This window comes from Stenotrophomonas sp. STK17_22, assembly GCF_051983905.1.
Taxonomy (GTDB): domain Bacteria; phylum Pseudomonadota; class Gammaproteobacteria; order Xanthomonadales; family Xanthomonadaceae; genus Stenotrophomonas; species Stenotrophomonas maltophilia_A.
Window position 1 is genome coordinate 1193311 of the sequence record NZ_CP197010.1, and the last position, 23362, is coordinate 1216672.

The window sequence follows — 23362 nt, forward strand, 5'->3', positions numbered from 1 at the left end:
CGCCATGAATACGTATGCAGCTGGACGCAGCCGACAGCCCCGCGTCTACCATGGGGCCAAGGCACCTTGAGGGAGGGGCCGCGCCCGCCCGCCGACAACGACGGTGCGGACCTACAACGCGTGCAGAGAGGGAGGGAGGCCGACGGGCGCAAGCCGGTCCGCCGCTTCGATGCTGAAGATCATTTGCCTGACCGCTGCCCTGGGGGCAGCGCTGGGATCGACCGCGCAGGCGGCCGACCTGCAATTCGACGGCCGCCATGCGCGTGCCGAAGCCGCTGCCAAGGGCAGCTACGTGCTGCATGCGCCGAAGGCTGAGGTGCGTATCGCGCCCATGCCGATGCGCAGCCAGACCGGCAGCGTGATGTTCGATGCACTGTTCGCGCTGGCCCAGCAGGAGATGGACCAGGACCGCGTGGATGCGATCCGCGATCCCGCGTTCGACGAAGGCCGGCCGGTGCCATGCGAGTGCTTCCAGACCGGCGCGCGCTGGCCCTACGTGTGGACCCGCGATGTCAGCTTCGCCGCCGACCTGGCGCTGGCGCGGCTGGACCCGCAGCGCACCCGGCAGTCGCTGCAGTTCAAGCTGTCGGCAGCGCGCGATGGCCATACGCCCGGCCTGTTCGTCGCGCAGGACACCGGTTCCGGCGGCAGCTGGCCGATCAGCAGCGACCGGGTGGTGTGGTTCCTGGCGGCACGCCACCTGCTGGACGATCGCGCGTTTGCCGACCAGGTCTGGCAGGCGCTGCAGGGCACGCTGGCGCAGGACCGCGCGATGGTGTTCGACGCGCAGGTGGGCCTGTACCGTGGTGAGACCTCGTTCCTGGACTGGCGCGAGCAGACCTATCCGGACTGGACCCGCGAGGACGTGCGCTTCATCGGTGATTCCTACGCACTGTCCACCAACGTGCTGCACTACCAGGCACTGCGCCTGGCCGAACGGCTGGCCGGCCAGCACGGCGACGCCCGCGCGGCCGAGTACAAGGTGTGGGCCGATGCGCTGGCGCAGCAGATCGATGCACGCTTCTGGCGCGAGGACATGGGCCAGTACATGAGCTACATCGGCGAAGCCGCGCACCCGGTGCCGTACGCCAAGGTCGATCTGCTCGGCCTGTCGCTGGGCATCCTCGCCGAGGTGCTGCCACCCGAGCGCGCGCGTCGCGCCCTGGCTGCCTACCCGATGGGGCCGGCTGGCAGCCCGGTGGTGTGGCCGCAGGAATCGCAGCAGCCGATCTACCACAACCGTGCGATCTGGCCGTTCGTCAGTGCCTACTCGCTGCGTGCGGCGCGGCAGCTGGATGATGCACCGCGCATCGCCGCTGAGATCCGTTCGCTGATGCAGGGCGCGGCGCTGGCCGGTTCCAACATGGAAAACTACGAACTGGTCAGCCAGGCCGTGCATGTCGAGGAAGGTGCGCTGAGCGGCCCGGTGGTCAACTCCGAACGCCAGTTGTGGTCGGTGGCCGGCTACCTGTCGATGGTGCTTGAAGGTGTGTTCGGTGTGCAGGACGATGGCCGCGTGCAGCCCAAGCTGCCGGCCGTGCTGGTGCCGGAGCTGTTCGGCACGCGCCCCCGCATCACGCTGGAAGCCAACGGCAAGCGCTATGTGCTGGAGCGCCCGCAGAACGTGGGCGATGGCCTGCTGGTGGCCGGCAGCACCACCACGCGTGGCACGACTACCACGGTGGAGCTGGTCGCCGCCCCGGCAGCAACCGGTTTTTCTGCCACGACTGCGGATGCCAACGCGCGTGCGCCAGCTACACCGACTACGCCGCAGGCCACCCGCAAAGGCACTGGCTGGAGCGTCCCGGTTGCGGCTGACCAGACGCTATGGAAGGACGGCAGGCATGTCGCCGCCAGCAATGGCCAGGTGCACATCAGCGACGATGGCCTGCAGCACTGCCTCAGCCTGACCCGGCGCGTGGGTGCATTGGAATCACTGCACAGCCCGACGCTCTGCGTCGGTCCGCAGCAGGTGCTGAAGGGCGATGATCGCTGGCAGTTCACCTCGGCCAGGGCCGGGCAGGTGCGCCTGCGCCTGCAGTACCGCAACCCGAACGGGCCGATCAACACTGGCGTCACCGCTGCGGTCAAGCAGCTGGTGCTGCAGTGCCCGGGCCAGCCGTTGCAGCAGCATACGGTCACCCTGCCGCACAGCGTGGCGATGCAGGACTCGACCTCGGCGGCATTCACGGTGCCAAAGGGGCAGTGCACGGTCGCGCTTGAAGAGGGCTTCAACATGAGCGCGCTGCAGCACTTCGCGCGCTACACCGGCGGCAAGGGCGGGCGTGATGGTGTGCTCAACCAGGCCCAGGTGCAGGCGCTGAAGGTGGCGCCGGTGGCGATGGAAGAGGGCGCACGATGAGTCGTCCCGCCAAACCGCAGCTGTCGTTCTGGCAGATCTGGAACATGTGTTTCGGCTTCCTCGGCATCCAGTTCGGGTTCGCCCTGCAGAACGCCAACGCCAGCCGCATCTTCGAGACCCTGGGCGCGGACATGGACGCGGTGCCCGGGCTGTGGATCGCGGCGCCATTGACTGGCCTGCTGGTGCAGCCGGTGATCGGTTACCTGTCTGATCGCACCTGGACGCGCTGGGGCCGTCGCCGCCCGTTCTTCATGATCGGTGCGGTACTGACCACGCTGGCGCTGCTGGTGATGCCGAATTCGCCGACGCTGTGGATCGCCGCCGGTACCTTGTGGGTGCTGGACGCCTCCATCAACGTGTCGATGGAACCGTTCCGCGCCTTCGTCGGTGATCAGCTGGCACCACGCCAGCGGCCGGCCGGCTACGCGATGCAGAGCTTCTTCATCGGCGTGGGCGCCATCGTCGCCAGCTTCCTGCCCTTCATCCTCGCCCACTTCGGCATCGCCAACACGGCTGCCGCAGGCGAAGTGCCGGATACCGTGCGCTATGCGTTCTACTTCGGCGCGGTGGTGCTGCTGGCGGCGATCACCTGGACGGTGGTCAGTACCCGCGAGTACTCGCCGGCAGAGCTGGCCGGGTTTGACGATGCCGAGCCGTCGGCGCACCACGCAGGGGCTGTGATCAGTGGCCCGGCACCGTGGGCACAGGTGGCCGTATGGCTGGGGCTGGGCGTGCTGCTGGCGCTGCTGATCGCCTGGCGGCAGGGCGACAGGATGCTGTACGTGCTGGCCGGCCTGTGTGCCGGCTATGGCCTGCTGCTGGCGGCCGCGCGTGCGTTGCCGGCCACGCATATGCTGGCCGCCATCGTCGGTGACCTGCGCGCGATGCCGGTGACCATGCGTCGTTTGGCGTGGGTGCAGTTCTTCTCGTGGTTCGCGCTGTTTGCGATGTGGATCTACACCACCGCCGCGGTGGCGGGTACCCACTTCGGCTCGACCGATCCGCAGTCACCGGCCTACAACGAGGGCGCCAACTGGGTGGGCGTGCTGTTCGGTGCCTACAACGGCTTCGCTGCGCTGGCCGCAGTACTGATCCCGCCGATGGTGCGTGCGATCGGCCTGCGCTGGAGCCACCTGGTCAACCTGTGGCTGGGCGGCGCCGGCCTGGTCTCGCTGATGTTCATCCGCGACCCGCACTGGCTGCTGCTGTCGATGGTCGGCGTCGGCTTCGCCTGGGCGTCCATTCTTTCGCTGCCCTATGCGCTGTTGTCCGACAGCGTGCCGGCATCGAAGATGGGCGTGTACATGGGCATCTTCAATTTCTTCATCGTGATCCCGCAGCTGGTTGCGGCCAGCGCGCTCGGCTTTGCCCTGCGTGCCTGGCTGGGTGGCCAGCCGATGCATGTGCTGGTGCTGGGCGGCTGCAGCCTGTTCGTTGCCGGCCTGTGCGTGCTGCGGGTTCCGTCCCGTCCGGAGGTGGTGTGATGCGTGGTGCGCTGTCTGTTGCTGTTTCCCTGGTACTGCTGGCCGGCCATGCGGCGGCCGCGCCACGCCCGGACTATGTGGGCACCACCGAACCGTTCGCCAGCGATGCGGTGTACTTCGTGGTCACCGACCGCTTCGTCAACGGCGACCCGTCCAACGATCATCGCGACCAGGGCGGCAAGCACCGCACCTTCGATATCCCGGTGCCGTGCCCGGACAAGGTGGACGGCAACATCGGCTATCTCGGCGGTGACTTCCGCGGCGTGCTCGACAATGCGCAGTACATCCGCAACCTCGGCTTCGGCGCGGTATGGATCACGCCGATCGTTGACAACCCGGACGAGGCGTTCACCGGCAGCAAGCCGATCAGCTGCACCAGTACGCTGACCGATCGCGGCAAGACCGGCTACCACGGCTACTGGGGCATCAACTTCTACAAGCTCGATGAGCACCTGCCCAGCAAGGACCTGGACTTCGCGGGGTTGACCAAGGGCCTGCATGGCGCAGACCTGAAGGTGGTGCTGGACATCGTCGGCAACCACGGCTCGCCAGCCTGGACCATGCCGAGGCGGCAGCCGCAGTTCGGCCAGATCTTCGACAAGGACGGAACGCTGATCGCCGACCACCAGAACCTGCCACCGCAGAAGCTGGATCCGAAGCACAACCCGCTGCACGCGTTCTACAACAACATCGGTCCGGTCGACGGCAAGAACGGATCGATCTTCGACGGCAACCTTGCCGAGCTGTCCGACTTCAACCAGGACAATCCGGCGGTGATGGATTATCTGGTGGGTGCTTACCTGCAGTGGACCTCGCAAGGCGTGGATGCGCTGCGCATCGATACCATCGGCTGGCTGCCGCACCCGTGGTGGCATGCCTTCGTCAAGCGCATCCGTGCTGAACATCCGGGCATGTTCATGTTCGGCGAAGCGTTCGATTACAACGCGGCGAGCATCGCCGAACACACCTGGCCGGCCAACGCCAATGTCAGCGTGCTCGACTTCCCGCTGCGCGGCGCACTGGAGCAGACCTTCGGCACCGCTGGAAAGGGCTTTGAAACCCTGGGCGAGCCGCTGCACCTGACCGGCGGCCCGTACGCCAATCCGTACGAGCTGATGAGCTTCTACGACAACCACGACATGCCGCGCCTGCAGGCTAGTGACAGCGGCTTCATCGATGCGCACAACTGGCTGTTCACCGCACGCGGCATTCCGGTGGTCTATTACGGCTCGGAAACCGGCTTCATGCGCGGCCGCGCCGAGCATGCCGGCAATCGTGCCTACTTTGGCCAGCCGCGCGTGGACGCCGCACCGGAGAGTCCGATCTTCGCGCCGCTGCAGCGTATCGCGCGATTGCGCGAAGCCACGCCGGCGCTGCAGCGTGGCCTGCAGGTGAACGAGCGCCTGCAGGGTGATGAGGCGGTGTTCTTCCGCGTGCTGCAGTATGGCGACGTGGCGCAGACCGCGCTGGTGCTGCTGAACAAGGGCGACCGGACCAGGACCCTCACTGTGTCGCGTTACGTGCAGGCGGGCCGCTGGCGCGATGCACTGGACGGCGGTTCGTTGCAGGTGGATGCCTCCCTGAAGGCCGACGTGCCCGCGCACGGCGTGAAGGTCTACGTGCTGGACGCCGCCGTGCAGCAGCCGGCATTGCAGGCCGAGCTGGACAAGGCGATGGCCGACCAGAGGGCGCGGGATCAGCGGCTGGGGCGGTAGTGCCGGCCGCTGGCTGGCAACCCCGGATTCCTGGCTCCTGCCTACCGCTCTGGTGGGTGCCAACCTTGGTTGGCACGCTTTTCGAGCAGTCGAGCAAGCTTGTATGTTCCTCCCGGCTCCTACGCGGTATGTAGGAGCCAGGGTGGAGGGACCGTCAAGCATGCATCTGCGGATACTAGCCGACAGACGAGTCGAGCGATCCCCATCCCGCACACGAACGTCGATAAAGGATCGTACGGCCCCCAAAGGGGATCGTCGATGTAGGCAAGCTAACGTCGGTGCGGTACCACCCCAGCCCCTTAAAGATAGCTGGGAGCCGTACAAATGTCTGATTCTCTCGATATTGGCGTGGACGTGGACTCCAAGGAGTTCGTACCGGCAGTGGCCGACCGCAAGGCCGGCGACAGGATCGCCAACACCCGGGCCGGCATAGCCCAGTGGCTCAACACCTTGCCCCAGCGATGCCGGATTGGCATGGAGGCGACGGGGCGGTACTACGAGTTGTTGGCTCGGATGGCTGGCCAGGCAGGCCACGTTGTCTATGTGATCAATCCACGTCTGATCAAGCACTACGGCCGGGCGACGGGCTCGCGTGGCAAGACGGACGCCATGGACGCCGAAGCGATCGCCCGGTACGTGAAGAAGGAGAACGATCGCCTGCGTGAATACGTACCGCGTACCGATGAGCAGCAGCAGATGCACGATTTGCTGCGCAAGCGGCAGACGCTGGTAAAGACACGCGCGCGGCTGGAGCAATCCTTCGGGGTAAGCAAAAGTGCCCCCGGGGAGCTGTCAGATCTGTTCTGCGCTCTGGCTGGGACGCTGTCCGAGCTGGAAAGCGAACTGCAGCGCTTGGGTCGCGATGGAGAGCATGGCACGCTCTACAAGCGCCTGTTGACCATCCCTGGTATCGGCCCCGCCGTCGCCGCTCACCTGATTTACTACATGACGCGCTGGCCGTTGGCCAACGCCAACGCGTGGATCGCCTGCACCGGCCTGGATCCCCGGCCTAACGAGTCTGGCGGCAGAACGGGACGGCGTCGGCTGTCCAAACAGGGCGCGCCAGTGCTGCGCCAGATGCTCTACATGGCCGCCATGGGGCTCAAGCGGTGTCGTCGGGGGCAACCGCTCTACGACGAGCTGTCAAAACGCGGTCACCCCAGCACCGCCGTCTTCAACATCCTGGCCAGAAAGCTGGCCAGGATCGCCTGGGGTGTCTTCAAAAGCGGCCGGGACTTCGATCCGGCGATGCTGAAGGTGGGTCAAGCCTGCTTCCAGCAGGCTTGACCACGAACATAGGATCTCGACTCTACAATAGGCACCCCTCACGCCCCGCCGTACCGCCATGACCGACCTCGCCCCGCAGACCCCGATCGAAACCCTGCTGAAGGCGGCGATGGACGGGGCGGTGCCGATCCGCGCCTTCATGGAGGCCTTCGTCGCCTCGGAAGTGGTGCTGCTGACCGGCAGCCTGGTCACTCCCGACGGCAGCGGCTTCGACCCGCTGCTGTTCGACAAGCAGGGCACCCTGCACGTGGCCGTGTTCACCGACCCGTCGCGGGTGGGCATCTACAGCCAGCAGGCCGATCACCAGATCCGCTGGCTGATGCTGGACGTGCTGCGCCGCGTGCCGGGTGGCTATGGCGTGGTGATCAATCCGGGCACTTCGCTGGGCTTTGAGATTTCGCCGAGCGGCGTGGGCGAGATCCTGAAGGACTTCGCCCAGGGCTGAACCGCCACCGCGCTATATTTGTAAAGTCGAGCCATGCTCGACTGCCTTTCGCACAGTGCCAGATCAGTCGAGCATGGCTCGACTCTACAGAACGCTTCCCCATCGAGGCATTGCCATGGAATTCAGGGTATTACCCGCCGATGCACCGGAACGGCAGCAGTTGGCCCGGTGGTACCACGCCGAATGGGGCCGCGACGCCGGCCTGTCGCTGGAACAGGAACTGCAGCGGCTGAACACACCTCAGGACGCCGAGGGTTTCCCGCACCTGATCGCTGCCTTCGATGACGGTCAGGTGGTCGGTGCGGTGCAGCTCAAGCGCCGGGAGATGCAGGCCTTCCCGCAGTACGAGCACTGGCTGGGCAGCGTGTTCGTGGCCGATAGTCATCGCGGGCGTGGGCTGGCTGGCGGCCTGGTCGAGCAGGCAGCAGCGCAGGCGGTGCGGATGGGTGTATCCGACCTGTATCTGCAGACCGAGGCCCTGGATGGTGGGCTGTACGCGCGGCTGGGCTGGAAGCCGCTGCAGGAAGCCGACAACCGCAGCCACCGTGTGCTGGTGATGGTGCGTTCGCTGTAGGAGAAGTGCCCTGGTGCTTCGTCCAGGCGGTGAGCTGGATGTGCCGGTTGAATGAGCTTGGGAGCTCCGGCTCACTGCTGTCGGAAAAGGGGCGACCTCAGGGCTTGGAGACTTCGGACATCGCATGCTCAATCGGCAGCCAGGTTGCCCGCGACGAGGACAGCGTTGTGTCGTACATCGTCACGCTCGATGTATCGCAGGAGGTCCTGTGCGAGAACGCGTTTGCTGATTGTTGCCAAACGCTCATTGTCCGCATCCGATTTTGCCGATGAGCTGGCTGAGAGCAACAGCATGTTAACGATGTGGGATGAGATTCTGGACTGCAGTTCAGCCTGGGATCTTGCTTCACCATCCTCGTCGAAAAGCATGTGGATGGACATCGCAAGATCATCGCTGTACTGCTGCTTCAGACTGGGTAGTCCATGGGTGATGTGAAAGGCTCCCAGAAGCGAGAACGCAATGGCGACCAGGGAATGCGATCCCAACTGCAACCATATCTTCATGACGGAACTCCTAGCGGGGACGGACCCATTCGCAGCGGTCCAGCTTTCCGTTTATCGATCCGCATCGGTAATAGCCGCCACTAAAGTTGTAGCGGATCTCACGTGGCCAATCCCCCTTGTCGATATCAATATCAATCTGTCCCCCATTCCTGATGGTGTCTGATTCAGGCAATGCCTGGCCAAAAACATCCCTGGCGGTGTCTTTGATCAGTCGAGCCGCCCCTCTTGCCATTGGATTGATCTGCCAGCAAGCGGTGTCGCCGTTGTCCATCAGCAGGCAGCCGCCAACGCCTCTCCCGAAGAAGTACTCGAGCGACCGGAAGAGTGAGCCAATGAGGTTTCCATTGATCTGCCCGTGTTGCCAGGCTGGATTGTTTGCGGTGTGCGCGATTCGGATAGCATCGTCCACTGCGGGGATGAACTGGTTTGCGACATGCAGGCTTGAGAAGTAGCCGCTGTCGTTTACGGGTTTTATGAACACCCATTCTTTCGACATGCGGACGATCGCTTCAAGCTGAAGTCGATCGCCGTCTGCCAGGCCCTGTGAACTGCTATCGAAGTCACCTTGCCCATACCGGGTCAGCACCGGTTGGCTCGGTAGGCGCCAGCTTGGAACGTTGATGTCGGCAGCGACTCCCAGATCGCCCTGGGAAGGGGCCTGGTGGAGGCGTCTGGGAACCTCGCCAGGAGGAATGTAGTTGACGGTGACGTAAAGCGCTTGGGCGGTGTTGGGGTTGACCACGAGGTAGGCCTCCCAGCCACGACGGAACCCATGAGCCATCTCGCCAGCGGATTCGTATTGCCAGGATTGAGTGCAGTTGCCACAGGTGACTACCTGGACCGCGTGTGCCTCGAACGGGGAAAGCACGGAGCCTGCGAGAATCAAGGTGGCTGCAGAGATCATTTTCACAAAGTGGCTCCTTGGACGAGTGGGTGTACCTGCGGGTACACCTTCCTGATCCACGGTGTTCCCACGCATTCACCTTGCGCTTCGTGGCGACTGCCGCGTATCGGTATCCGCCGTGCGGTTCGTCAGAGATCCGAGGATCTTGATGTCAGGCATCCAATCTGACCCCTGCTGCACCCAATGTCAGTCAGCGTTATTCTGGAAGCGGACTTCATCTTCTGATGGCTGATAACGTGACCATGGCTGTACCCCGCCATTCCCGCTCCGCCCTGATCTTCCTGATCGCGGCGATCGTTGCCGCGTTGGTCTCCATGCCCCTGCTGCGCGCCCTGGGCATGGTGCTGTGGCCGGTGTTCGTCATTGCCTGGCTGATCAATCTGGGCGCGGCCTGGCATCTGGCCCAGTGGGCGCGCCAGCAGGGCCGTTCGGCGTGGGCATTCTGGTTGCCGGCGGCGCTCGGCACCGTCGCCTCGATCGTGGTCTACGTGCTGCTGGCGTTGCTGGGGCCGAAGGCGACGGTGCGCTGAAGCTTCGCGGTCACCGTGGGCAGTATGCCGAGCATGGCTCGGCACTACAGTAAGGCCGAGCCAAGCCCGCAGGTGTTGCGTGGAGCGCCGGCGGACAGGCCGGCGCCCCGTTGCCTCACATCGTCACCTTGCGCCGGTTGTCATCGCTCACCCGGTCGATCAGCTTGTTGTAGGGATCGAAGCCTGCTTCATCCGGCTTTTCATCCACCGTCACCGTGATCTTCGGCTCGGCACTGGTGATGTGGTGGCGCTGCAGATACAGCACCTTCTGGTCGCGTTCCTTGCCGGAGGGCCCGTTGGCGAACACGCCGATCTCGACCCAGTCATCCATCGTGCCGTCGCTCTCCTTGCCCTTGCCATCGGCGTACTGCTTGGCGGCGTGCAGGTCCAGGGTTACGTCGTAGCGGCCGTCATCGCGCTTGCGGGCGCTGGCGGCCATCACCCGGTTGTCGTAGAAACTGATCTTCTCGAACAGGTCGGTGACCAGCTGCTGGCGGTCGGCCGGGGTCTCGGCACGGATGTAGCCCAGCAGCTCGCGTGAGGTGGTGTACGGCGGCTGCTGGTAACCCTTGTCCTGCAGGAAGCGCTTCAGAGCACGGTTCAGCGCCTGCTCGCCGATTTCCTCGCGCAGCCGGTAGAACACCAGCGAACCCTTCTGGTAGTGGATGTACTGCTGGTTCTCCACACGTTCCAGCGGCTGTTCCTCGATGGCCTCGCCGCCGCGGCCGGACAGGTAGCCGTCCAGTTCGCGCTTGAGGAACTGGCGCATGTGCTGGCGGCCGTACTCCTGCTCCATCACCATCAGTGCAGAATACTGCGAAAGCGATTCGGACAGCACCGTCGCGCCCTGCACGTTGGCACCGATCACCTGGTGCGCCCACCATTGGTGCGCGATCTCGTGCGCGGTTACGTAGAACACGTAGTCCACCTTGTCCGGGTCACGCAGGTCGGCGATGAAACCGATGGCCTCGGAGTAGGGGATGGTGTTGGCGAACGACTGCGCGAAGCGGGCATAACCCGGGAACTCGATGATGCGCACCTGGCGATGCTGGTACGGGGTGAAGTTCGCTTCGTAGTAGGCCAGCGATTTCTGCACCGCTTCGATCATCCGGTCCACGTTGTAGCCGTGCGCCGGGTCGAAGTAGACCTCGATCGGGATGTCCTTGTACTTCGCCTTGCGCACCTCCCAGCGTGCCGACAGATAGGCGTAGAAGTTCAGCATCGGCCGATCCATGGCGTAGCTGAAGCAGCGGCGGCCATTCACCGCGGTCTCCTTCTGCAGGTAGCCCGGCGCCAGCGCCACCTGGTCCGGTGCGGTGCAGACCGTGGTGCGGAAATCGAGCCAGTCGGCGTCGTTGGAAATGTAGGTGTTGGCGCGCGCGGCTTCGTCTTCCAGCTTGGGCATGCGCCGCGGCTCACCCAGGCCGCGCTTGCGCCGCTCGTTGCGGTCGCTGATCTCGGCGCCTTCGTTGTAGCCGAACGACGGCAGTACGCGGCTGTTGAAGAACGTGCCGTTGTCGACGATGTTGCTCGGCGCCTGGCCGGCGGTGATGCCGTTGGGTTTCTGCACCACCCGGAAGTGGACGTTGCGGCTTTCACCCGGTTGCAGTGGCGCGGCCAGGCGGTAGATGCGGTAGCCGAGATCGGCGTCATGCATCGACAAGGTCTGCCCACCCAGGTCAGCCGCGACCAGCTGCTTGTCGTCGCCCATCGAGACATGCACGTCCTGGATCGGCACGGCATGCGTGTTGCGCACCGTCCAGTTCGCATCGATCACCATCGACTGCGATTCCGGGAACAGGTCCACGCGGTTGTCGACCGCCACGATGCGGGGCTGCGGCAGATTGCGGTACTTGGACAGCTCGCGCTCGTAGCGGGCCTGCAGGTCCAGCTGCTGGTCGGGCGAGAGGAACTCGTTGCGGATGTTGGTGCTCCAGTACAGCCAGCCGCCCACACCGATGAAGGCCAGTGCTGCGAGCGCTGCAAAGACGCCGGTCGGACCGCGCAGGCGGCGGCCGGCCAGGGCCAGTCGCTGGCGCAGGCCCTGGCTGACACCTCGTACCCAGAAGGCTGACGCCAGGCACATCAACGTCAGCAGGAACAGGGCCCAGTAGCCCTGGAATGCCAGCTGCCCGGTCAGGAAGTGGCCGTAGCCGTTCATGTCCGAATAGGGCGCGTTGGGCCAGCTGCCGAAGTTGTACAGGTTCTGCGTGTAGTCGAGCAGGCCGAGCACACCCTGGCCGATCATCACCACGATCAGCAGTGCGTAGCCGACGAACTTGTTGTTGGTGAGCACCTGCAGCACCAGCGCCAGGCCCCCCATCAGGATGTAGACCACCGAATCCAGCGCTAGGCTGCGCAGGTACAGCAGTGGCTCCAGATGCGTGTAGCCCTTGGCCAGCTGCACGCCCATCGCGGCCAGCGCGCCGGCGGCCTGGAAGCAGATGATCACGGCCAGCAGTGCGGTGAACTTGGCCAGCAGCGGCACCCAGTTCGGCACCGGCATGGCATCGGTCACTTCATTGATGCGCGCACTGCGTTCCTTCCAGACCAGCTCACCGGCGAAGAACAGCACGATGATCACCAGCAGCCAGCTGAAGGCCCCCTGCAGACCCATGATCATCTGCGAGGTGACCGGCCAGATCGAGGTGCCGTACAGCGTCTGCCGGAACAGCGCGCTGGGCAGGAAGTTGGCCAGGCCCAGTACCAGCAGCACGATGAACGGCACGCTGCGCAGCACGCCGCGTGTATCGAAGCGGACCTGGCGCAGGAACTGCTGCCATGCCGTGGTGGCGGTGAACGCCGGTACCACGCGCGGCAGCGTTGCGCGGGTCGGGCGGGCGGCGCTGGCGTCGGCAGCCGGCTGCGACTGCCTGCGGCCCCAGCGACGGCGGCCGCTGCCGCTGCGCTCGGTACGGAACAGTGCGAAGGTGGCGGTGAACAGCGCTGCGGCCACGCCCAGCCACAGGACGCGGTTGGCCAGCAGATAGCCGGTCAGTGCGGGAATCCCACTGTTGCGCTCGGCGGTGGACCAGTAGCGGATGGTGCGGCTCAGTGCACGCATGCCCAGCGGCTCGCTCAGCACGGCGATCCACGTGTTGTCGATGTCGCGCAGCAGGGCTGCACTGACGCCATACAGCACGAGGTAGGCCACCAGGCCGATGTAGACCCACAGGATCGAACGGGTCAGCGCCGCCAGCAGTGCCAGCAATGCCGTGGTGAACAACAGGTTGGGAATGATGATGACCGCGAACGTCCAGGCATAGCCCCGCCAGCTGATCGGCCCCATGCGTTCGGGATCGACCCACGGCATGAACGGCGCCAGCCACAGGCCGAACGCAATCACAACGTAGACCAGCAGGCCGGCGGCGAGGGCGGCGGCGATGCGCCCGGCCAGGTAGTCGCGGCGCTTCACCGGGCTGGCGAAGATCAGTTCGGCGGTGCCGAGTTCGAAGTCACGCAACAGCGCGTTGCTGACGAACAGTGCGGTGACCAGCATGCCAAGCAGGGTGAAGATGCCCAGCATCTGCGCGATCACGGTGGGCGCGTTGCTGTGCACGTTGCCGGTGCCGCCACCGATCTGCACGGCGTCGCTGGAGGCAGCGGCGAAGGCGAGCAGGGCGAACAGCCCGGCCAGCAGCCACAGCAGCGGGGAACGCAGCTGCTCGCGCAGCTCGAAGCGGAAGAAGTTGAGGATCATGGCGTGCTCCGCTCAGGCTGCCGCGCGGGCACGGGCCTGCAGGCGCAGGCGCTGGAAGTACACGTCCTCAAGGTCGGGAGCCACGGCCGCGAAGCCGTCGCCGGGATCGTTGGCACTGTGCACGTGGATCACCGGGCGGCCACCGACCAGACGGGTCGACAGCACTACGTAGCGCGCTTCATGGTCAGCCAGTTCCGAAGGATCGACCTGCTTGCGCCAGACCTGCTGCTGCAGGGCGTCGATGGCCTCGGCAGGGCGGCCGGTCAGAAGCACCTGGCCCTTGTTCATGATCGCCATCGTCGGGCACAGATCGGTTACGTCCTCGACGATGTGGGTGGACAGGATCACCGCCACGTTCTCGCCGATGGCGGCCAGCAGGTTGAGGAAGCGGTTGCGCTCTTCCGGGTCGAGGCCGGCGGTGGGTTCATCGACGATCACCAGCCGCGGGTCACCCAGCAACGCCTGGGCAATGCCGAAGCGCTGGCGCATGCCGCCGGAGTAGGTGCCCAGCTTGCGCTTGCGGGCGTCCCACAGGTTCACCTGCTGCAGCAGTCCATCGACCACCTCGCGGCGCTGCGCGCGCTGGGTCAGGCCCTTGAGCACCGCGAAATGTTCCAGCAGGTCCAGCGCGCTGACTTTCGGGTACACGCCGAAATCCTGCGGCAGGTAGCCGAGCCGGCGGCGCACCGCGTCCTTGTCGCGCAGTACGTCGATCGGCGCCTCGCCTGGAATGGTGAGGGTAGCCGTGCCGCTGTCGGCCTCCTGCAGGGTGGACAGCGTGCGCATCAGCGACGACTTGCCGGCGCCGTTGGGGCCGAGCAGGCCGAACATGCCGCGCGGGATGTCCAGGGTGACGTTGTTGAGGGCATGCACGCCGTTGGCGTACGTCTTGGACAGCGAATCGATCTTCAGCATGCGACGTACACCTTTCCATGGGCGATGTCTGCGCGTTATCCGCGCATCAGCCTCCGTGCGCATCCGCCGTTGGTCATGGGGGGGAGAATTCCGCCGTCGCACGTTGGGGCGGGGCGGGAGGCCTGGTGGCGCTTAGCGGCGCAGCGATGATTCCCGCACCACCAGCTTCACCGGGATGCTCTGGCTCTCCACCGGCTGGCGACCGATCAGTGCCAGCAGGCGCTCCACCAGCAGCTGGCCGGCCTGCTTGGTGTCCTGCTGCACGGTGGTCAGCGCCGGGGATACCGAGGCCGCCAGCGGGATGTCGTCGAAGCCGGTCACCGCCACGTCCTGTGGCACCCGCAGGCCGGTCTCGCGCAGGGCGCGCATCGCACCGATGGCGATCAGGTCGCTGGCGGCGCAGATCGCATCGATCGGTTCACCGCGCGCCAGCAGCACTTGGCAGGCCTCCTGGCCGGAAGCCTCGGTGGTGATCGCATCGTGCTGCAGCGCCGGTTCGGCGGCCAGGCCGTGGTCCTGCAGGGCCGCGACATGGCCGCGGTAGCGTTCCTGGAATTCGGGGTAATGGCTGGAGGCATGGCCGAGGAAGGCGATGCGGCGGCAGCCCTGCTGCAGCAGGTGGGTGGTGATGTCATGCCCACCCTGGAAGTTGTCGCTGCCGATCGAGACGCCGGGCTGGCCGGGCAGGGCGGCGCCCCAGCGCACGAAGTGCGTGCCCTGTTCGACCAGCCGTTGCAGGCGGTCGCGCGATTCGTGGTAGTCGCCGTAGCCGAGCAGGATGATGCCGTCGGCCTTGTTGCTGTCCTCGTAATCGGCCTGCCAGTCGGTGGACAACTGCTGGAACGAGACCAGCAGGTCCTGCCCGTGCAGGGCGCAGGCGCGGGTGATCGAGCCCAGCATCGAGTGGAAGAACGGGTTGATCAGCGAGTCGTCGTTGGTCGGGTCTTCGAAGAACAGGAGGGCCAGCGTGCCGGCGTTGCGCAGGCGCAGGCTGGAGGCGTTCTTGTCGACCTTGTAGTTCAGCTCGCGGGCGATGCGCAGGATGCGCTCGCGGGTCTCGGCGTTGACCATCGGGCTGCCACGCAGCGCCCGCGACACGGTCGGCTGGGAGACCCCGGCCAGGTGGGCGATGTCCAGGGAGGTGGCTTTGCCTTTGATCGTCATGGGAACGCGGAAGGGGGCAGGCGGAAGGTGCCCGGGCATGATGCCATGCGGTGGCTGCCGGCCGTCCTGGCCGACGCCGCTTGTGGTCAAGGTCGCGGGTGTGCGACGGTCAGTGCCACAGCCTGATGGAGCCAAGCGGTGTCCTTTCGCCTGTACCCGGATGTTCCGGATGATTTCGAGGCGCGGATCCGTATCCTCGCGCCGGAGGAGGGCGGGCGACGCAGCCCGGCCCGGAACGGTATCCGCTGGGACTTCGCCTACGCCGATGACGCCGGGACACCCGAGCTGTTCATGATCTGGCCCGACTTCCGGCACGCTGAGGGCGACAGCTGGGCGACCGAGCTGCCGCTGCCGGTGGGCGAGCCCCTTCTGGCGGGCCTGACCGTGGTCAATGAGGTGCTGAGGGCGGGGTTGCACCGGGAGCGTATCCAGCCGGGCGTGCGCTTCCACTGCCATGAAGGGCCCAAGGTGGTGGCGGTGGGGGAGGTTACGCGGGTCACCGGCCTGCTGCTGGATCGTCCCCTGCTTCGTTGAGGCCGGTTCCGACCCGGATCGGCCGGATTCCCGACGGGCCGGGGGCGAAGGGAATGGTAAGATGCCTCGTTCCGATATCCCCCATTCGCAACCGTGGGAGGTCCAGCGTATCGGCACCCCGTCGGGTGTGCTATCACTGGTCCAGCCCCGGACAACGGAAGAATCCATCTATGGCGCGCGGCATCAACAAAGTCATCCTGGTCGGCAACCTCGGCAACGACCCGGACGTGAAGTACACCCAGAGCGGCATGGCGATCACCCGCATCAGCCTGGCCACCACCAGCGTCCGCAAGGACAAGGATGGCAACCAGCAGGAACGTACCGAATGGCACCGCGTGGTGTTCTTCGGCAAGCTCGGCGAGATCGCCGGCGAGTACCTGCGCAAGGGCAGCTCGGTCTACGTCGAAGGCAGCCTGCGCTACGACAAGTACACCGGCCAGGACGGCGTGGAGAAGTACTCCACCGACATCGTTGCCGATGAAATGCAGATGCTGGGCGGCCGTGGTGAAGGCGGCGGCGGTGGCGGTGGTGGCAACTACGGCGGCGATCGTCCTCAGCGCCAGCAGGCCCCGCGCCAGGAGTACGGCGGCGGTGGCGGCGGCCAGCGTGGCGGCCAGGGCGGTGGCTATGGCAACCAGGGCGGCAACCAGGGCGGCGGTTACGGCAACCAGGGTGGCAACCAGCGCCCGCAGCCGCAGCAGGCGCCGCCGATGGACGACTTTGCTGACGACGATATTCCGTTCTGATCGAACGCTCGTTCGCAGCAGAATAGAAAGCCCCGCTCATGCGGGGCTTTTCTTTTTCCGGAATCCCTTCGGAGTTGTGCCCCGCAGCATCGGTTTTCGTGCACCGCGACTTGCAAACAGACAATTTCCTCCCCTATGGTGCAATCGATTGCATTGCTGTGAATCGTTGCGTTTGATACCGGTTGGGAGGCCGGAAGGTGGATGTCCATCCATTCGATCAGACCGGCCCCGGCGGCGGGCCTCACGCGGCGCGATGCGTTGCGCATGGCGGTTGCTGGAGGCGTAGCTCTGGGTACTGCGGGAGCGTTGCCTGCATTCGCCGCCACCGCAGCGCTCAAGGGCAATTTGAAACATTCCGTTGCTCGCTGGACCTTCCCGCAGCTGTCGGTTGCCCAGCTCTGCACGACGGTAAAAGACATCGGCTTCGCCGCGATCGACCTTGTCGGTCCGGAGGACTGGCCGACGCTGAAGGCCCATGGCGTGTACAGCTCGATGTGCAACGGCGCAGAGCTGGGCCTGACCAAGGGCTTTGCCGGCCGCGAATTCCACGACCAGCTGGTGGAGCGCTACACGCAGCACATCGACCTGGTGGCTGACGCCGGCTACCGCAACCTGATCTGCTTCTCCGGTAATCGCAACGGCATGGACCCCGCCGAAGGCATGGCCAATGCCGAGGCCGGCCTCAAGCGCATCCTCGGGCATGCCGAGAAGCGCGGGGTGGTGCTGGTGATGGAACTGCTGAATTCCAAGGTCGATCATCGCGACTACCTGTGCGACCACTCGGCCTGGGGCGTGGAGCTGTGCCAGCGGCTCGGCTCGGACAACTTCGGCCTGCTCTACGACATCTACCACATGCAGATCATGGAGGGCGACATCATCGCCACCATCGGCAAGCATCACGCCTGCTTCAAGCATTATCACACCGCAGGCGTGCCTGGCCGGAACGAGATCGGAGACCAGCAGGAGCTCCACTATCCGGCCATCTGTCGCGCGATCCGCGACACCGGTTTCAAGGGGTATCTGGCGCAGGAGTTCACGCCTGCAGCGCCCGATCCCGTTGCCTCATTGCGCGAGGCGATCCGCCTCTGCGACGTCTGAAACGATATCCACCCAGGTGAGAAACCCATGGCAGATAATCACTACGACGCCATTGTTGTTGGCTCGGGAATCAGTGGCGGTTGGGCAGCGAAGGAGCTGACCGAGAAGGGCCTGAAGGTCCTGATGCTGGAACGCGGACGCAACATCGAGCACGTCAAGGACTACGTCAACGCGATGAAGGAGGCGTGGGACTTCCCGCACCGAAACCGGCCAACGCAGGCGATGAAGGCCGACTTCCCGGTGCTGATGCGCGACTATGGCCTGGCCGAGAACCTGGAAGGGATGTGGGCCAACGAACAGGACTCGCCCTACGTCGAGACCAAGCGCTTCGATTGGTTCCGCGGCTATCACGTCGGCGGCCGCTCATTGTTGTGGGGCCGGCAGAGCTATCGCTTCTCCGACCTGGACTTCGAGGCGAATCTCAAGGACGGCATCGCAGCCGATTGGCCCATCCGCTACGCCGATATCGCGCCGTGGTACGACTACGTGGAGAAATTCGCAGGTATCGCTGGTACGCGCGAAGGGCTGGACGTGTTGCCGGATGGTGAGTTCCTGCCGCCGATCCCGTTGAACATCGTCGAGAAGGACGTGGCCGCACGGATCAAAAAGGCGTTCGGCGGCACCCGGCACATGATCCACTCGCGTACCGCCAACATCACCAAGCCCATGCCCGAACAGGGCCGCGTCAACTGCCAGTACCGCAACAAGTGCATCCTGGGTTGCCCTTTCGGCGCTTATTTTTCCACCCAGGCAGCGACACTGCCGGCGGCGATGAAGACCGGCAACCTGACCTTGCGGCCGTTCTCGATCGTCAAGGAAGTGCTCTACGACAAGGACCGCAAGCGTGCCCGCGGGGCGGAGGTGATCGACGCCGAGACCGGGCAGACCTATCAGTACATGGCCAAGGTCATCTTCCTCAACGCATCGTCCTTCAACTCGACCTGGCTGCTGATGAACTCGGCCACCGATGTGTGGGAGGGCGGGCTGGGCTCATCGTCGGGCGAGCTCGGGCACAACGTGATGGATCATCATTTCGGTGCAGGTGCCTCGGGCCGGGTCGAGGGCTACGAAGACAAGTATTACTTCGGGCGTCGCCCCTGCGGCTTCTACATTCCGCGGTTCCGCAACGTCGCGGCTGACAAACGCGGTTACCTGCGCGGGTTCGGCTACCAGGGCGGCGCAAGCCGCACCGGCTGGTCGCGCGAGATCGCCGAGCTGAACATCGGTGCAGACCTGAAGGAGGCGCTGACCGTGCCGGGTGACTGGCGTATCGGCATGACCGGCTTCGGTGAAATGCTGCCGCACCACGACAATACGATCCGCCTGGACCACGACCGCAAGGACAAGTGGGGCTTGCCGGTGCTGGCGATGGACGTTGCCATGCGCGCCAACGAACTGGCGATGCGCAAGGACATGGCCGCCGATGCCGCAGAGATGCTGGAGGCGGCCGGCGTCAAGGACGTGAAGATGCACGACAACGACTATGCCCCGGGCAAGGGCATCCACGAGATGGGGACCGCGCGCATGGGGCGTGATCGGAAGAGTTCGGTGTTGAACCAGCACAACCAGGTCTGGGATGCGCCCAACGTGTATGTCACCGACGGTGCCTGCATGACCTCCAGCGCCTGCGTGAATCCTTCGCTGACCTACATGGCGCTGACGGCCCGGGCCGCCGACCATGCGGTGCGCGAACTGAAAGCGGGGAACCTCTGATGGATCGCCGCGAACTTCTGAAAATGATCGTCGCCGCCACGGGGGCGGCCATGGTCGGCCTGCCTGCGCTCGTGCAAGGGCAGGCGCCGGCCGCCGCTGCGAAGCTCCATTTCTCCGACGCCGATGTCGGCACGCTGGACGAGATCGCCGAGACCATCCTGCCGCGGACCCGGACACCAGGGGCGAAAGACGCGGGCGCTGGTCTGTTCATGGCGACCTTCGTCAACGACTGCTACACCGCCCGGCAGCAGGCGACGTTCCGCGCAGGGCTGGCCGACATCGACAAACGCGCCGGCGGCCGCTTTGTGTCGCTCACGCCGGAAGCCCGCACCGAATTGCTGCGCACGCTGGACGCCGAAGCCAAGGCACGACATGCCGATGTGACTGAAACAGGTACGCCTGAGGAGGGCGAGGCGATGCCGCACTACTTCACGATGCTCAAGCAGCTGGCCATCTTCGGCTTCTTCACCTCCAAGGTCGGCGCGACCGGGGTGCTGCAGTACGTTGCCGTGCCGGGGCGCTACGACGGCGATCTTGCTTATGTTCCCGGCACGCCCGCCTGGGGGACCAGCTGATGGAGCGCAACAGGATGATCAAGCCGCTGCTGATTGCGGCCACCGTGCTGGCCGCCGCACCCGTGTTCGCGCAGAACGGTGCCGACGCCGCGCGCGATCCGAAGAAGACCGAGGTGTGGACGCCGGTGCCTGCGACCGTTGCCACGCCGCCAGGCAAGGCACCGTCCGACGCAATCGTGCTGTTCGATGGCAAGGATGTCTCCGCGTGGGAGTCGGAGCAGGGCGGAGGCGTGTCCTGGAAGGTTGCCGATGGCGCCATGACCGTCGTGCCCGGCAGCAAGGGCATTCGCACCAGGCAACGCTTCTGCGACGTCCAGCTGCATGTCGAGTGGCGCACGCCTACCGACACGAAGGGCTTCGACGGGCAGAACCGCGGCAACAGCGGCATCTTCCTGCAGGAGCTGTATGAGCTGCAGGTGCTCGACAGCTACAACAACCCGACCTATGCCAATGGCCAGGCGGGCTCGATCTACAAGCAGGCCATGCCGTTGGTGAACGCCTCGCGCGCACCGGGTGAGTGGCAGGCCTACGACATCCTCTGGAAGGCGCCGCGCTTCTCGCAGGGCGGTGGACTTGTGTCGCCCGCGCGCATCACGGTGCTGCACAACGGCGTGCTGGTGCAGGACGACACTGTGCTGGCGGGCAAGACCGAGTACATCGGCGCGCCTTCGTACGCGCCGCATGGGTGTGCGCCGCTCTACCTGCAGGAGCACGACGCCAAGGTCAGCTACCGCAACATCTGGGTGCGCGAGCTGTAGTGGCACACAGCCGGCGTGGTTGCCGGCCGCTTACTTCGCCAGGTAACTGGCGATGTCATCGATTTCCTGTTGCGACAGCTGGGAGAAGGGTGGCATCAAGCCGCCGCCCTTGCTGATCTTTTCCTTGATCTGTGCGGGTGCCATGCGCTTGCCGATGTCGGTGAGCGCCGGAAACGCGCCCGGCATGCCCGCACGATCGGCGCCGTGGCAGGCCACGCAGTTCGCGGTGTAGAGCTTTGCACCCGCAGCAGGATCGTCCTTGCACCAGGCGGCCGTCGCAACGCTCATGCCACCCAGGGCCACCGCCGTTGCCAGGATCATTTTCATGTGGGGCTCCTTGATGCGTCAGCGCCGCGCACGGGCGGGCACGTTGGTGGTCAGGTGTTCACGCAGATAGTCCGCACCGGTCTGGATGATCTTGGCCGGATCGCGTGGCTGGTCGTGCTCGATGATGTACCAATGCACGCCGGCGGCTGCCGCAGCAGGCAGGATCGCGTTCCAGTCCAGCACGCCCCGGCCAACCGCGGCGAATCCGCCTTCGTCCTGGGCCTGGCCCTTCGGTGCATTGTCCTTGGCGTGCACCGCGAATACGTGGCCGCGGAACTTTGCCAGCATCACTGCCGGGTCCAGGCCTGCACGCGCGACCCAGGCCAGGTCCAGCTCGGTCTGCAGGTCGGGACCGGCGGCGGCGAACAGCAGTTCCAGTCCGGTCCTGCCATCAAAGTCGACCAGTTCGAAATCGTGGTTGTGGTAGGCCAGGCGCATGCCCTTGCCGCGCACCTGCTTTGCGATGCGGCCCAGTTCCTGGCCCAGGGCGGTCCAGCCGGCGGCATCGCTCGGACGATCCTTCTTGTCCAGGTACGGCACCACCAGCGTCGTGTTGCCGATCGACCGGTTGAAGGTCACCACCCCATCCAGGTTGCTGCGCAGCTCGGCCAGCGGCACATGCGATGAAATTGCCTTGATCGAATACCGGTCCAGCAGCTGCTTGAGCTCGGCGGCGCTGGTGTTCTGCGTGCCGACCGTTTCCACCGCATGGACGCCTGCGTCGTGGACGATCTTCAACTGCTGCTCGAGCGAGCCGGCATCGCGCAGGGTGTACATCTGCACCGCGATCGGTTGCTGCGTGCTGGCGGCTTCGACTGCGAAAGCGGGCAGGGCAGCGAGCAGCAGAATGAGGCTTGCAGTTCCATGGACAAGGGCTTTCATCAACAGATCCTCCCGGGTTTCAACCGATGGTGGTCCAGGCACGCGACCTGGCTGATGCAATGACACGATCGACGATCTGCGCCGAGCGCAGGCCGTCCTTGAAGGTGGGCAGGCCCTGCGGCCGCTCGCCCTCGATGGCGCGATAGGTGTCGGCGACAAACGCTTCGAAGCACTGGGCGTAGCCCTGAGCGTGTCCGGCCGGCAGCACGGAAAGGCGGCGTTGATCGGCACTGCCGGCGCCTGGTCCGCGCACGAAGATCTCCTCGCGTTGGTCGGGCAGGCCGATCCACAGCCGCTCGGCATCCTCCTGGTTGAAGGCCACGCTGGCCTTTGCGCCATCGATCTCGAACCAGAGGCGGTTGTGGCGCCCGGCCGAGACCTGGCTGACCGTCAATGACGCCAGCGTACCGGCGCCGGTCCTGAACATCGCCGCGGCAACGTCCTCGCTCATGACGGCCTGCATCGCGCTGGCTGCCATTGGCGTGCTGAAACTCTGCCCGCTGACGGCGCCGCGCTCGGCGATCACCGTGGCGAATGCCGCGTTCACTTCGGCGAAGCGCTCGCCGCTGACCCATTCCACCAGGTCGCACCAGTGCGAGCCGATGTCGGCGAACACGCGCGATGCGCCACCCAGCGCCGGGTCCACGCGCCAGTTGTTGCTGGCCGGGTCCAGCAGCCAGTCCTGCAGGTAGCTGCCGTGGATCAGGTGCAGCGGCCCCAGATCGCCTTCGGCGATGCGTGCGCGTGCCTCGCGCACCACCGGGTGGTAGCGGTAGACGAAGGGGACCGTGGCAACCAAGCCGGTCGAGGCGGCCAACGCCGCCAGCGCCTGCGCATCGTCCAACGTCGTTGCCAGCGGTTTCTCGCAGATCACGTGCTTGCCGGCTTCGAGTGCGGCCTGTGCCATCGCGCGGTGCAGATGATTGGGCGTGCACACGTGCACCACCTGCACCTGCGGATCGGCGATCACCTCTTCGATGTGCTGGTAGGCGCGCGGAACATTCCACAGCTGCGCCATCTCACGCGCGCGCTGCGCTGACGAAGCGGCGACGCCGCGTACCTCGGCACCCGCCAGCAATGCCGCACGGCGATGCACGGTACCGATCATGCCGGCGCCGATGATGGCGATTCCAAGCTTTGGCATCG

At 65.4% G+C, this 23362-nt stretch carries 21 protein-coding genes; 13 read left to right on the forward strand and 8 right to left on the reverse strand.

Going from position 1 to position 23362, the window contains the following annotated elements; translation table 11 throughout:
- The first annotated feature begins 169 nt into the window (after window positions 1–169).
- The 6 genes from ACSYS9_RS05395 to ACSYS9_RS05420 all read left to right on the forward strand — a co-directional run bounded on the left by ACSYS9_RS05395 (window position 170) and on the right by ACSYS9_RS05420 (window position 7867).
- On the forward strand, window positions 170–2362 hold the full coding sequence (locus ACSYS9_RS05395; RefSeq protein WP_071227629.1) for a Six-hairpin glycosidase-like protein: 2193 nt from the start codon (window positions 170–172) through the stop codon (window positions 2360–2362).
- The gene (locus tag ACSYS9_RS05400; protein ID WP_071227628.1) at window positions 2359–3846 is read left to right on the forward strand and encodes an MFS transporter; all 1488 of its coding nucleotides are present in this window, start codon (window positions 2359–2361) and stop codon (window positions 3844–3846) included. The genes ACSYS9_RS05395 and ACSYS9_RS05400 overlap by 4 nt, the downstream gene beginning before the upstream one ends.
- Window positions 3846–5561, forward strand: a complete 1716-nt coding sequence (locus ACSYS9_RS05405) for an alpha-amylase family glycosyl hydrolase (RefSeq protein ID WP_071227627.1) — start codon at window positions 3846–3848, stop codon at window positions 5559–5561. The genes ACSYS9_RS05400 and ACSYS9_RS05405 overlap by 1 nt, the downstream gene beginning before the upstream one ends.
- A 324-nt stretch (window positions 5562–5885) precedes the next feature.
- Window positions 5886–6848 (forward strand): IS110 family transposase, encoded by a 963-nt coding sequence (locus ACSYS9_RS05410; RefSeq protein ID WP_132808894.1) that lies wholly within the window; start codon window positions 5886–5888, stop codon window positions 6846–6848.
- A 58-nt stretch (window positions 6849–6906) separates the two neighbouring features.
- Window positions 6907–7293: an SseB family protein gene (locus tag ACSYS9_RS05415; protein ID WP_071227802.1), complete on the forward strand. Its 387-nt coding sequence runs from the start codon at window positions 6907–6909 to the stop codon at window positions 7291–7293.
- Between the two features lie 115 nt (window positions 7294–7408).
- Complete coding sequence (locus tag ACSYS9_RS05420) at window positions 7409–7867, forward strand: GNAT family N-acetyltransferase (protein WP_071227801.1); 459 nt, start codon at window positions 7409–7411, stop codon at window positions 7865–7867.
- A gap of 128 nt (window positions 7868–7995) precedes the next feature.
- Here ACSYS9_RS05420 and ACSYS9_RS05425 read toward each other — a convergent pair whose 3' ends face one another.
- Both ACSYS9_RS05425 and ACSYS9_RS05430 read right to left on the reverse strand, forming a co-directional pair.
- Window positions 7996–8370 (reverse strand): hypothetical protein, encoded by a 375-nt coding sequence (locus tag ACSYS9_RS05425; protein ID WP_049422733.1) that lies wholly within the window; start codon window positions 8368–8370, stop codon window positions 7996–7998.
- A gap of 10 nt (window positions 8371–8380) precedes the next feature.
- Window positions 8381–9280: a hypothetical protein gene (locus ACSYS9_RS05430; RefSeq protein WP_143048171.1), complete on the reverse strand. Its 900-nt coding sequence runs from the start codon at window positions 9278–9280 to the stop codon at window positions 8381–8383.
- Between the two features lie 236 nt (window positions 9281–9516).
- On the opposite strand from ACSYS9_RS05430, the gene ACSYS9_RS05435 reads away from it, so the two are divergent.
- Complete coding sequence (locus tag ACSYS9_RS05435; RefSeq protein WP_256200896.1) at window positions 9517–9804, forward strand: hypothetical protein; 288 nt, start codon at window positions 9517–9519, stop codon at window positions 9802–9804.
- A gap of 115 nt (window positions 9805–9919) precedes the next feature.
- Here ACSYS9_RS05435 and ACSYS9_RS05440 read toward each other — a convergent pair whose 3' ends face one another.
- The 3 genes from ACSYS9_RS05440 to ACSYS9_RS05450 form a co-directional block, all read right to left on the reverse strand.
- The gene (locus tag ACSYS9_RS05440; protein ID WP_071227798.1) at window positions 9920–13504 is read right to left on the reverse strand and encodes an ABC transporter permease/M1 family aminopeptidase; all 3585 of its coding nucleotides are present in this window, start codon (window positions 13502–13504) and stop codon (window positions 9920–9922) included.
- 12 nt (window positions 13505–13516) lie between these two features.
- Complete coding sequence (locus ACSYS9_RS05445; RefSeq protein WP_071227797.1) at window positions 13517–14419, reverse strand: ABC transporter ATP-binding protein; 903 nt, start codon at window positions 14417–14419, stop codon at window positions 13517–13519.
- A 132-nt stretch (window positions 14420–14551) separates the two neighbouring features.
- On the reverse strand, window positions 14552–15583 hold the full coding sequence (locus ACSYS9_RS05450; RefSeq protein WP_049397657.1) for a LacI family DNA-binding transcriptional regulator: 1032 nt from the start codon (window positions 15581–15583) through the stop codon (window positions 14552–14554).
- 138 nt (window positions 15584–15721) lie between these two features.
- On the opposite strand from ACSYS9_RS05450, the gene ACSYS9_RS05455 reads away from it, so the two are divergent.
- The 6 genes from ACSYS9_RS05455 (at window position 15722) to ACSYS9_RS05480 (ending at window position 21007) form a co-directional block, all read left to right on the forward strand.
- Window positions 15722–16117 carry a hypothetical protein gene (locus tag ACSYS9_RS05455; RefSeq protein WP_071227796.1) on the forward strand — a complete coding sequence of 132 codons (396 nt, stop codon included), beginning with the start codon at window positions 15722–15724 and terminating at the stop codon, window positions 16115–16117.
- A 170-nt stretch (window positions 16118–16287) separates the two neighbouring features.
- Window positions 16288–16863 carry a single-stranded DNA-binding protein gene (locus tag ACSYS9_RS05460; protein ID WP_010483495.1) on the forward strand — a complete coding sequence of 192 codons (576 nt, stop codon included), beginning with the start codon at window positions 16288–16290 and terminating at the stop codon, window positions 16861–16863.
- 201 nt (window positions 16864–17064) lie between these two features.
- Entirely contained in the window at window positions 17065–17961 is an 897-nt protein-coding gene (locus ACSYS9_RS05465) for a hydroxypyruvate isomerase family protein (RefSeq protein WP_071227795.1), read from the forward strand.
- 27 nt (window positions 17962–17988) lie between these two features.
- Window positions 17989–19674, forward strand: coding sequence for a GMC oxidoreductase (locus ACSYS9_RS05470; protein ID WP_071227794.1), 1686 nt, complete (start codon window positions 17989–17991; stop codon window positions 19672–19674).
- Window positions 19674–20249 (forward strand): gluconate 2-dehydrogenase subunit 3 family protein, encoded by a 576-nt coding sequence (locus ACSYS9_RS05475; protein WP_071227793.1) that lies wholly within the window; start codon window positions 19674–19676, stop codon window positions 20247–20249. Before ACSYS9_RS05470 ends, ACSYS9_RS05475 begins: the two co-directional genes overlap by 1 nt.
- A gap of 14 nt (window positions 20250–20263) precedes the next feature.
- A complete protein-coding gene (locus tag ACSYS9_RS05480; RefSeq protein WP_256200895.1) occupies window positions 20264–21007 on the forward strand; it encodes a 3-keto-disaccharide hydrolase in 744 nt (247 codons plus the stop codon).
- A gap of 30 nt (window positions 21008–21037) precedes the next feature.
- Here ACSYS9_RS05480 and ACSYS9_RS05485 read toward each other — a convergent pair whose 3' ends face one another.
- The 3 genes from ACSYS9_RS05485 to ACSYS9_RS05495 are packed head-to-tail and all read right to left on the reverse strand — an operon-like array spanning window position 21038 to window position 23360.
- A complete protein-coding gene (locus tag ACSYS9_RS05485) occupies window positions 21038–21334 on the reverse strand; it encodes a c-type cytochrome (RefSeq protein WP_071227791.1) in 297 nt (98 codons plus the stop codon).
- A gap of 18 nt (window positions 21335–21352) precedes the next feature.
- Window positions 21353–22216: a sugar phosphate isomerase/epimerase family protein gene (locus ACSYS9_RS05490; protein WP_071227790.1), complete on the reverse strand. Its 864-nt coding sequence runs from the start codon at window positions 22214–22216 to the stop codon at window positions 21353–21355.
- A 19-nt stretch (window positions 22217–22235) separates the two neighbouring features.
- A complete protein-coding gene (locus ACSYS9_RS05495) occupies window positions 22236–23360 on the reverse strand; it encodes a Gfo/Idh/MocA family protein (RefSeq protein WP_071227789.1) in 1125 nt (374 codons plus the stop codon).
- Window positions 23361–23362 lie beyond the last annotated feature (2 nt).

Bases quoted from the DNA above. Each gene is read 5' to 3' on its own strand.
- ACSYS9_RS05480 (WP_256200895.1), top strand. From the start codon at position 20,264: ATGATCAAGCCGCTGCTGATTGCGGCCACCGTGCTGGCCGCCGCACCC.
- ACSYS9_RS05400 (WP_071227628.1), top strand. From the start codon at position 2,359: ATGAGTCGTCCCGCCAAACCGCAGCTGTCGTTCTGGCAGATCTGGAAC.
- ACSYS9_RS05435 (WP_256200896.1), top strand. From the start codon at position 9,517: ATGGCTGTACCCCGCCATTCCCGCTCCGCCCTGATCTTCCTGATCGCG.
- ACSYS9_RS05475 (WP_071227793.1), top strand. From the start codon at position 19,674: ATGGATCGCCGCGAACTTCTGAAAATGATCGTCGCCGCCACGGGGGCG.
- ACSYS9_RS05490 (WP_071227790.1), bottom strand. From the start codon at position 22,216: ATGAAAGCCCTTGTCCATGGAACTGCAAGCCTCATTCTGCTGCTCGCT.
- ACSYS9_RS05415 (WP_071227802.1), top strand. From the start codon at position 6,907: ATGACCGACCTCGCCCCGCAGACCCCGATCGAAACCCTGCTGAAGGCG.
- ACSYS9_RS05485 (WP_071227791.1), bottom strand. From the start codon at position 21,334: ATGAAAATGATCCTGGCAACGGCGGTGGCCCTGGGTGGCATGAGCGTT.
- ACSYS9_RS05395 (WP_071227629.1), top strand. From the start codon at position 170: ATGCTGAAGATCATTTGCCTGACCGCTGCCCTGGGGGCAGCGCTGGGA.
- ACSYS9_RS05450 (WP_049397657.1), bottom strand. From the start codon at position 15,583: ATGACGATCAAAGGCAAAGCCACCTCCCTGGACATCGCCCACCTGGCC.
- ACSYS9_RS05425 (WP_049422733.1), bottom strand. From the start codon at position 8,370: ATGAAGATATGGTTGCAGTTGGGATCGCATTCCCTGGTCGCCATTGCG.
- ACSYS9_RS05440 (WP_071227798.1), bottom strand. From the start codon at position 13,504: ATGATCCTCAACTTCTTCCGCTTCGAGCTGCGCGAGCAGCTGCGTTCC.
- ACSYS9_RS05460 (WP_010483495.1), top strand. From the start codon at position 16,288: ATGGCGCGCGGCATCAACAAAGTCATCCTGGTCGGCAACCTCGGCAAC.
- ACSYS9_RS05445 (WP_071227797.1), bottom strand. From the start codon at position 14,419: ATGCTGAAGATCGATTCGCTGTCCAAGACGTACGCCAACGGCGTGCAT.
- ACSYS9_RS05405 (WP_071227627.1), top strand. From the start codon at position 3,846: ATGCGTGGTGCGCTGTCTGTTGCTGTTTCCCTGGTACTGCTGGCCGGC.
- ACSYS9_RS05410 (WP_132808894.1), top strand. From the start codon at position 5,886: ATGTCTGATTCTCTCGATATTGGCGTGGACGTGGACTCCAAGGAGTTC.
- ACSYS9_RS05420 (WP_071227801.1), top strand. From the start codon at position 7,409: ATGGAATTCAGGGTATTACCCGCCGATGCACCGGAACGGCAGCAGTTG.
- ACSYS9_RS05465 (WP_071227795.1), top strand. From the start codon at position 17,065: ATGTCCATCCATTCGATCAGACCGGCCCCGGCGGCGGGCCTCACGCGG.
- ACSYS9_RS05495 (WP_071227789.1), bottom strand. From the start codon at position 23,360: ATGCCAAAGCTTGGAATCGCCATCATCGGCGCCGGCATGATCGGTACC.
- ACSYS9_RS05470 (WP_071227794.1), top strand. From the start codon at position 17,989: ATGGCAGATAATCACTACGACGCCATTGTTGTTGGCTCGGGAATCAGT.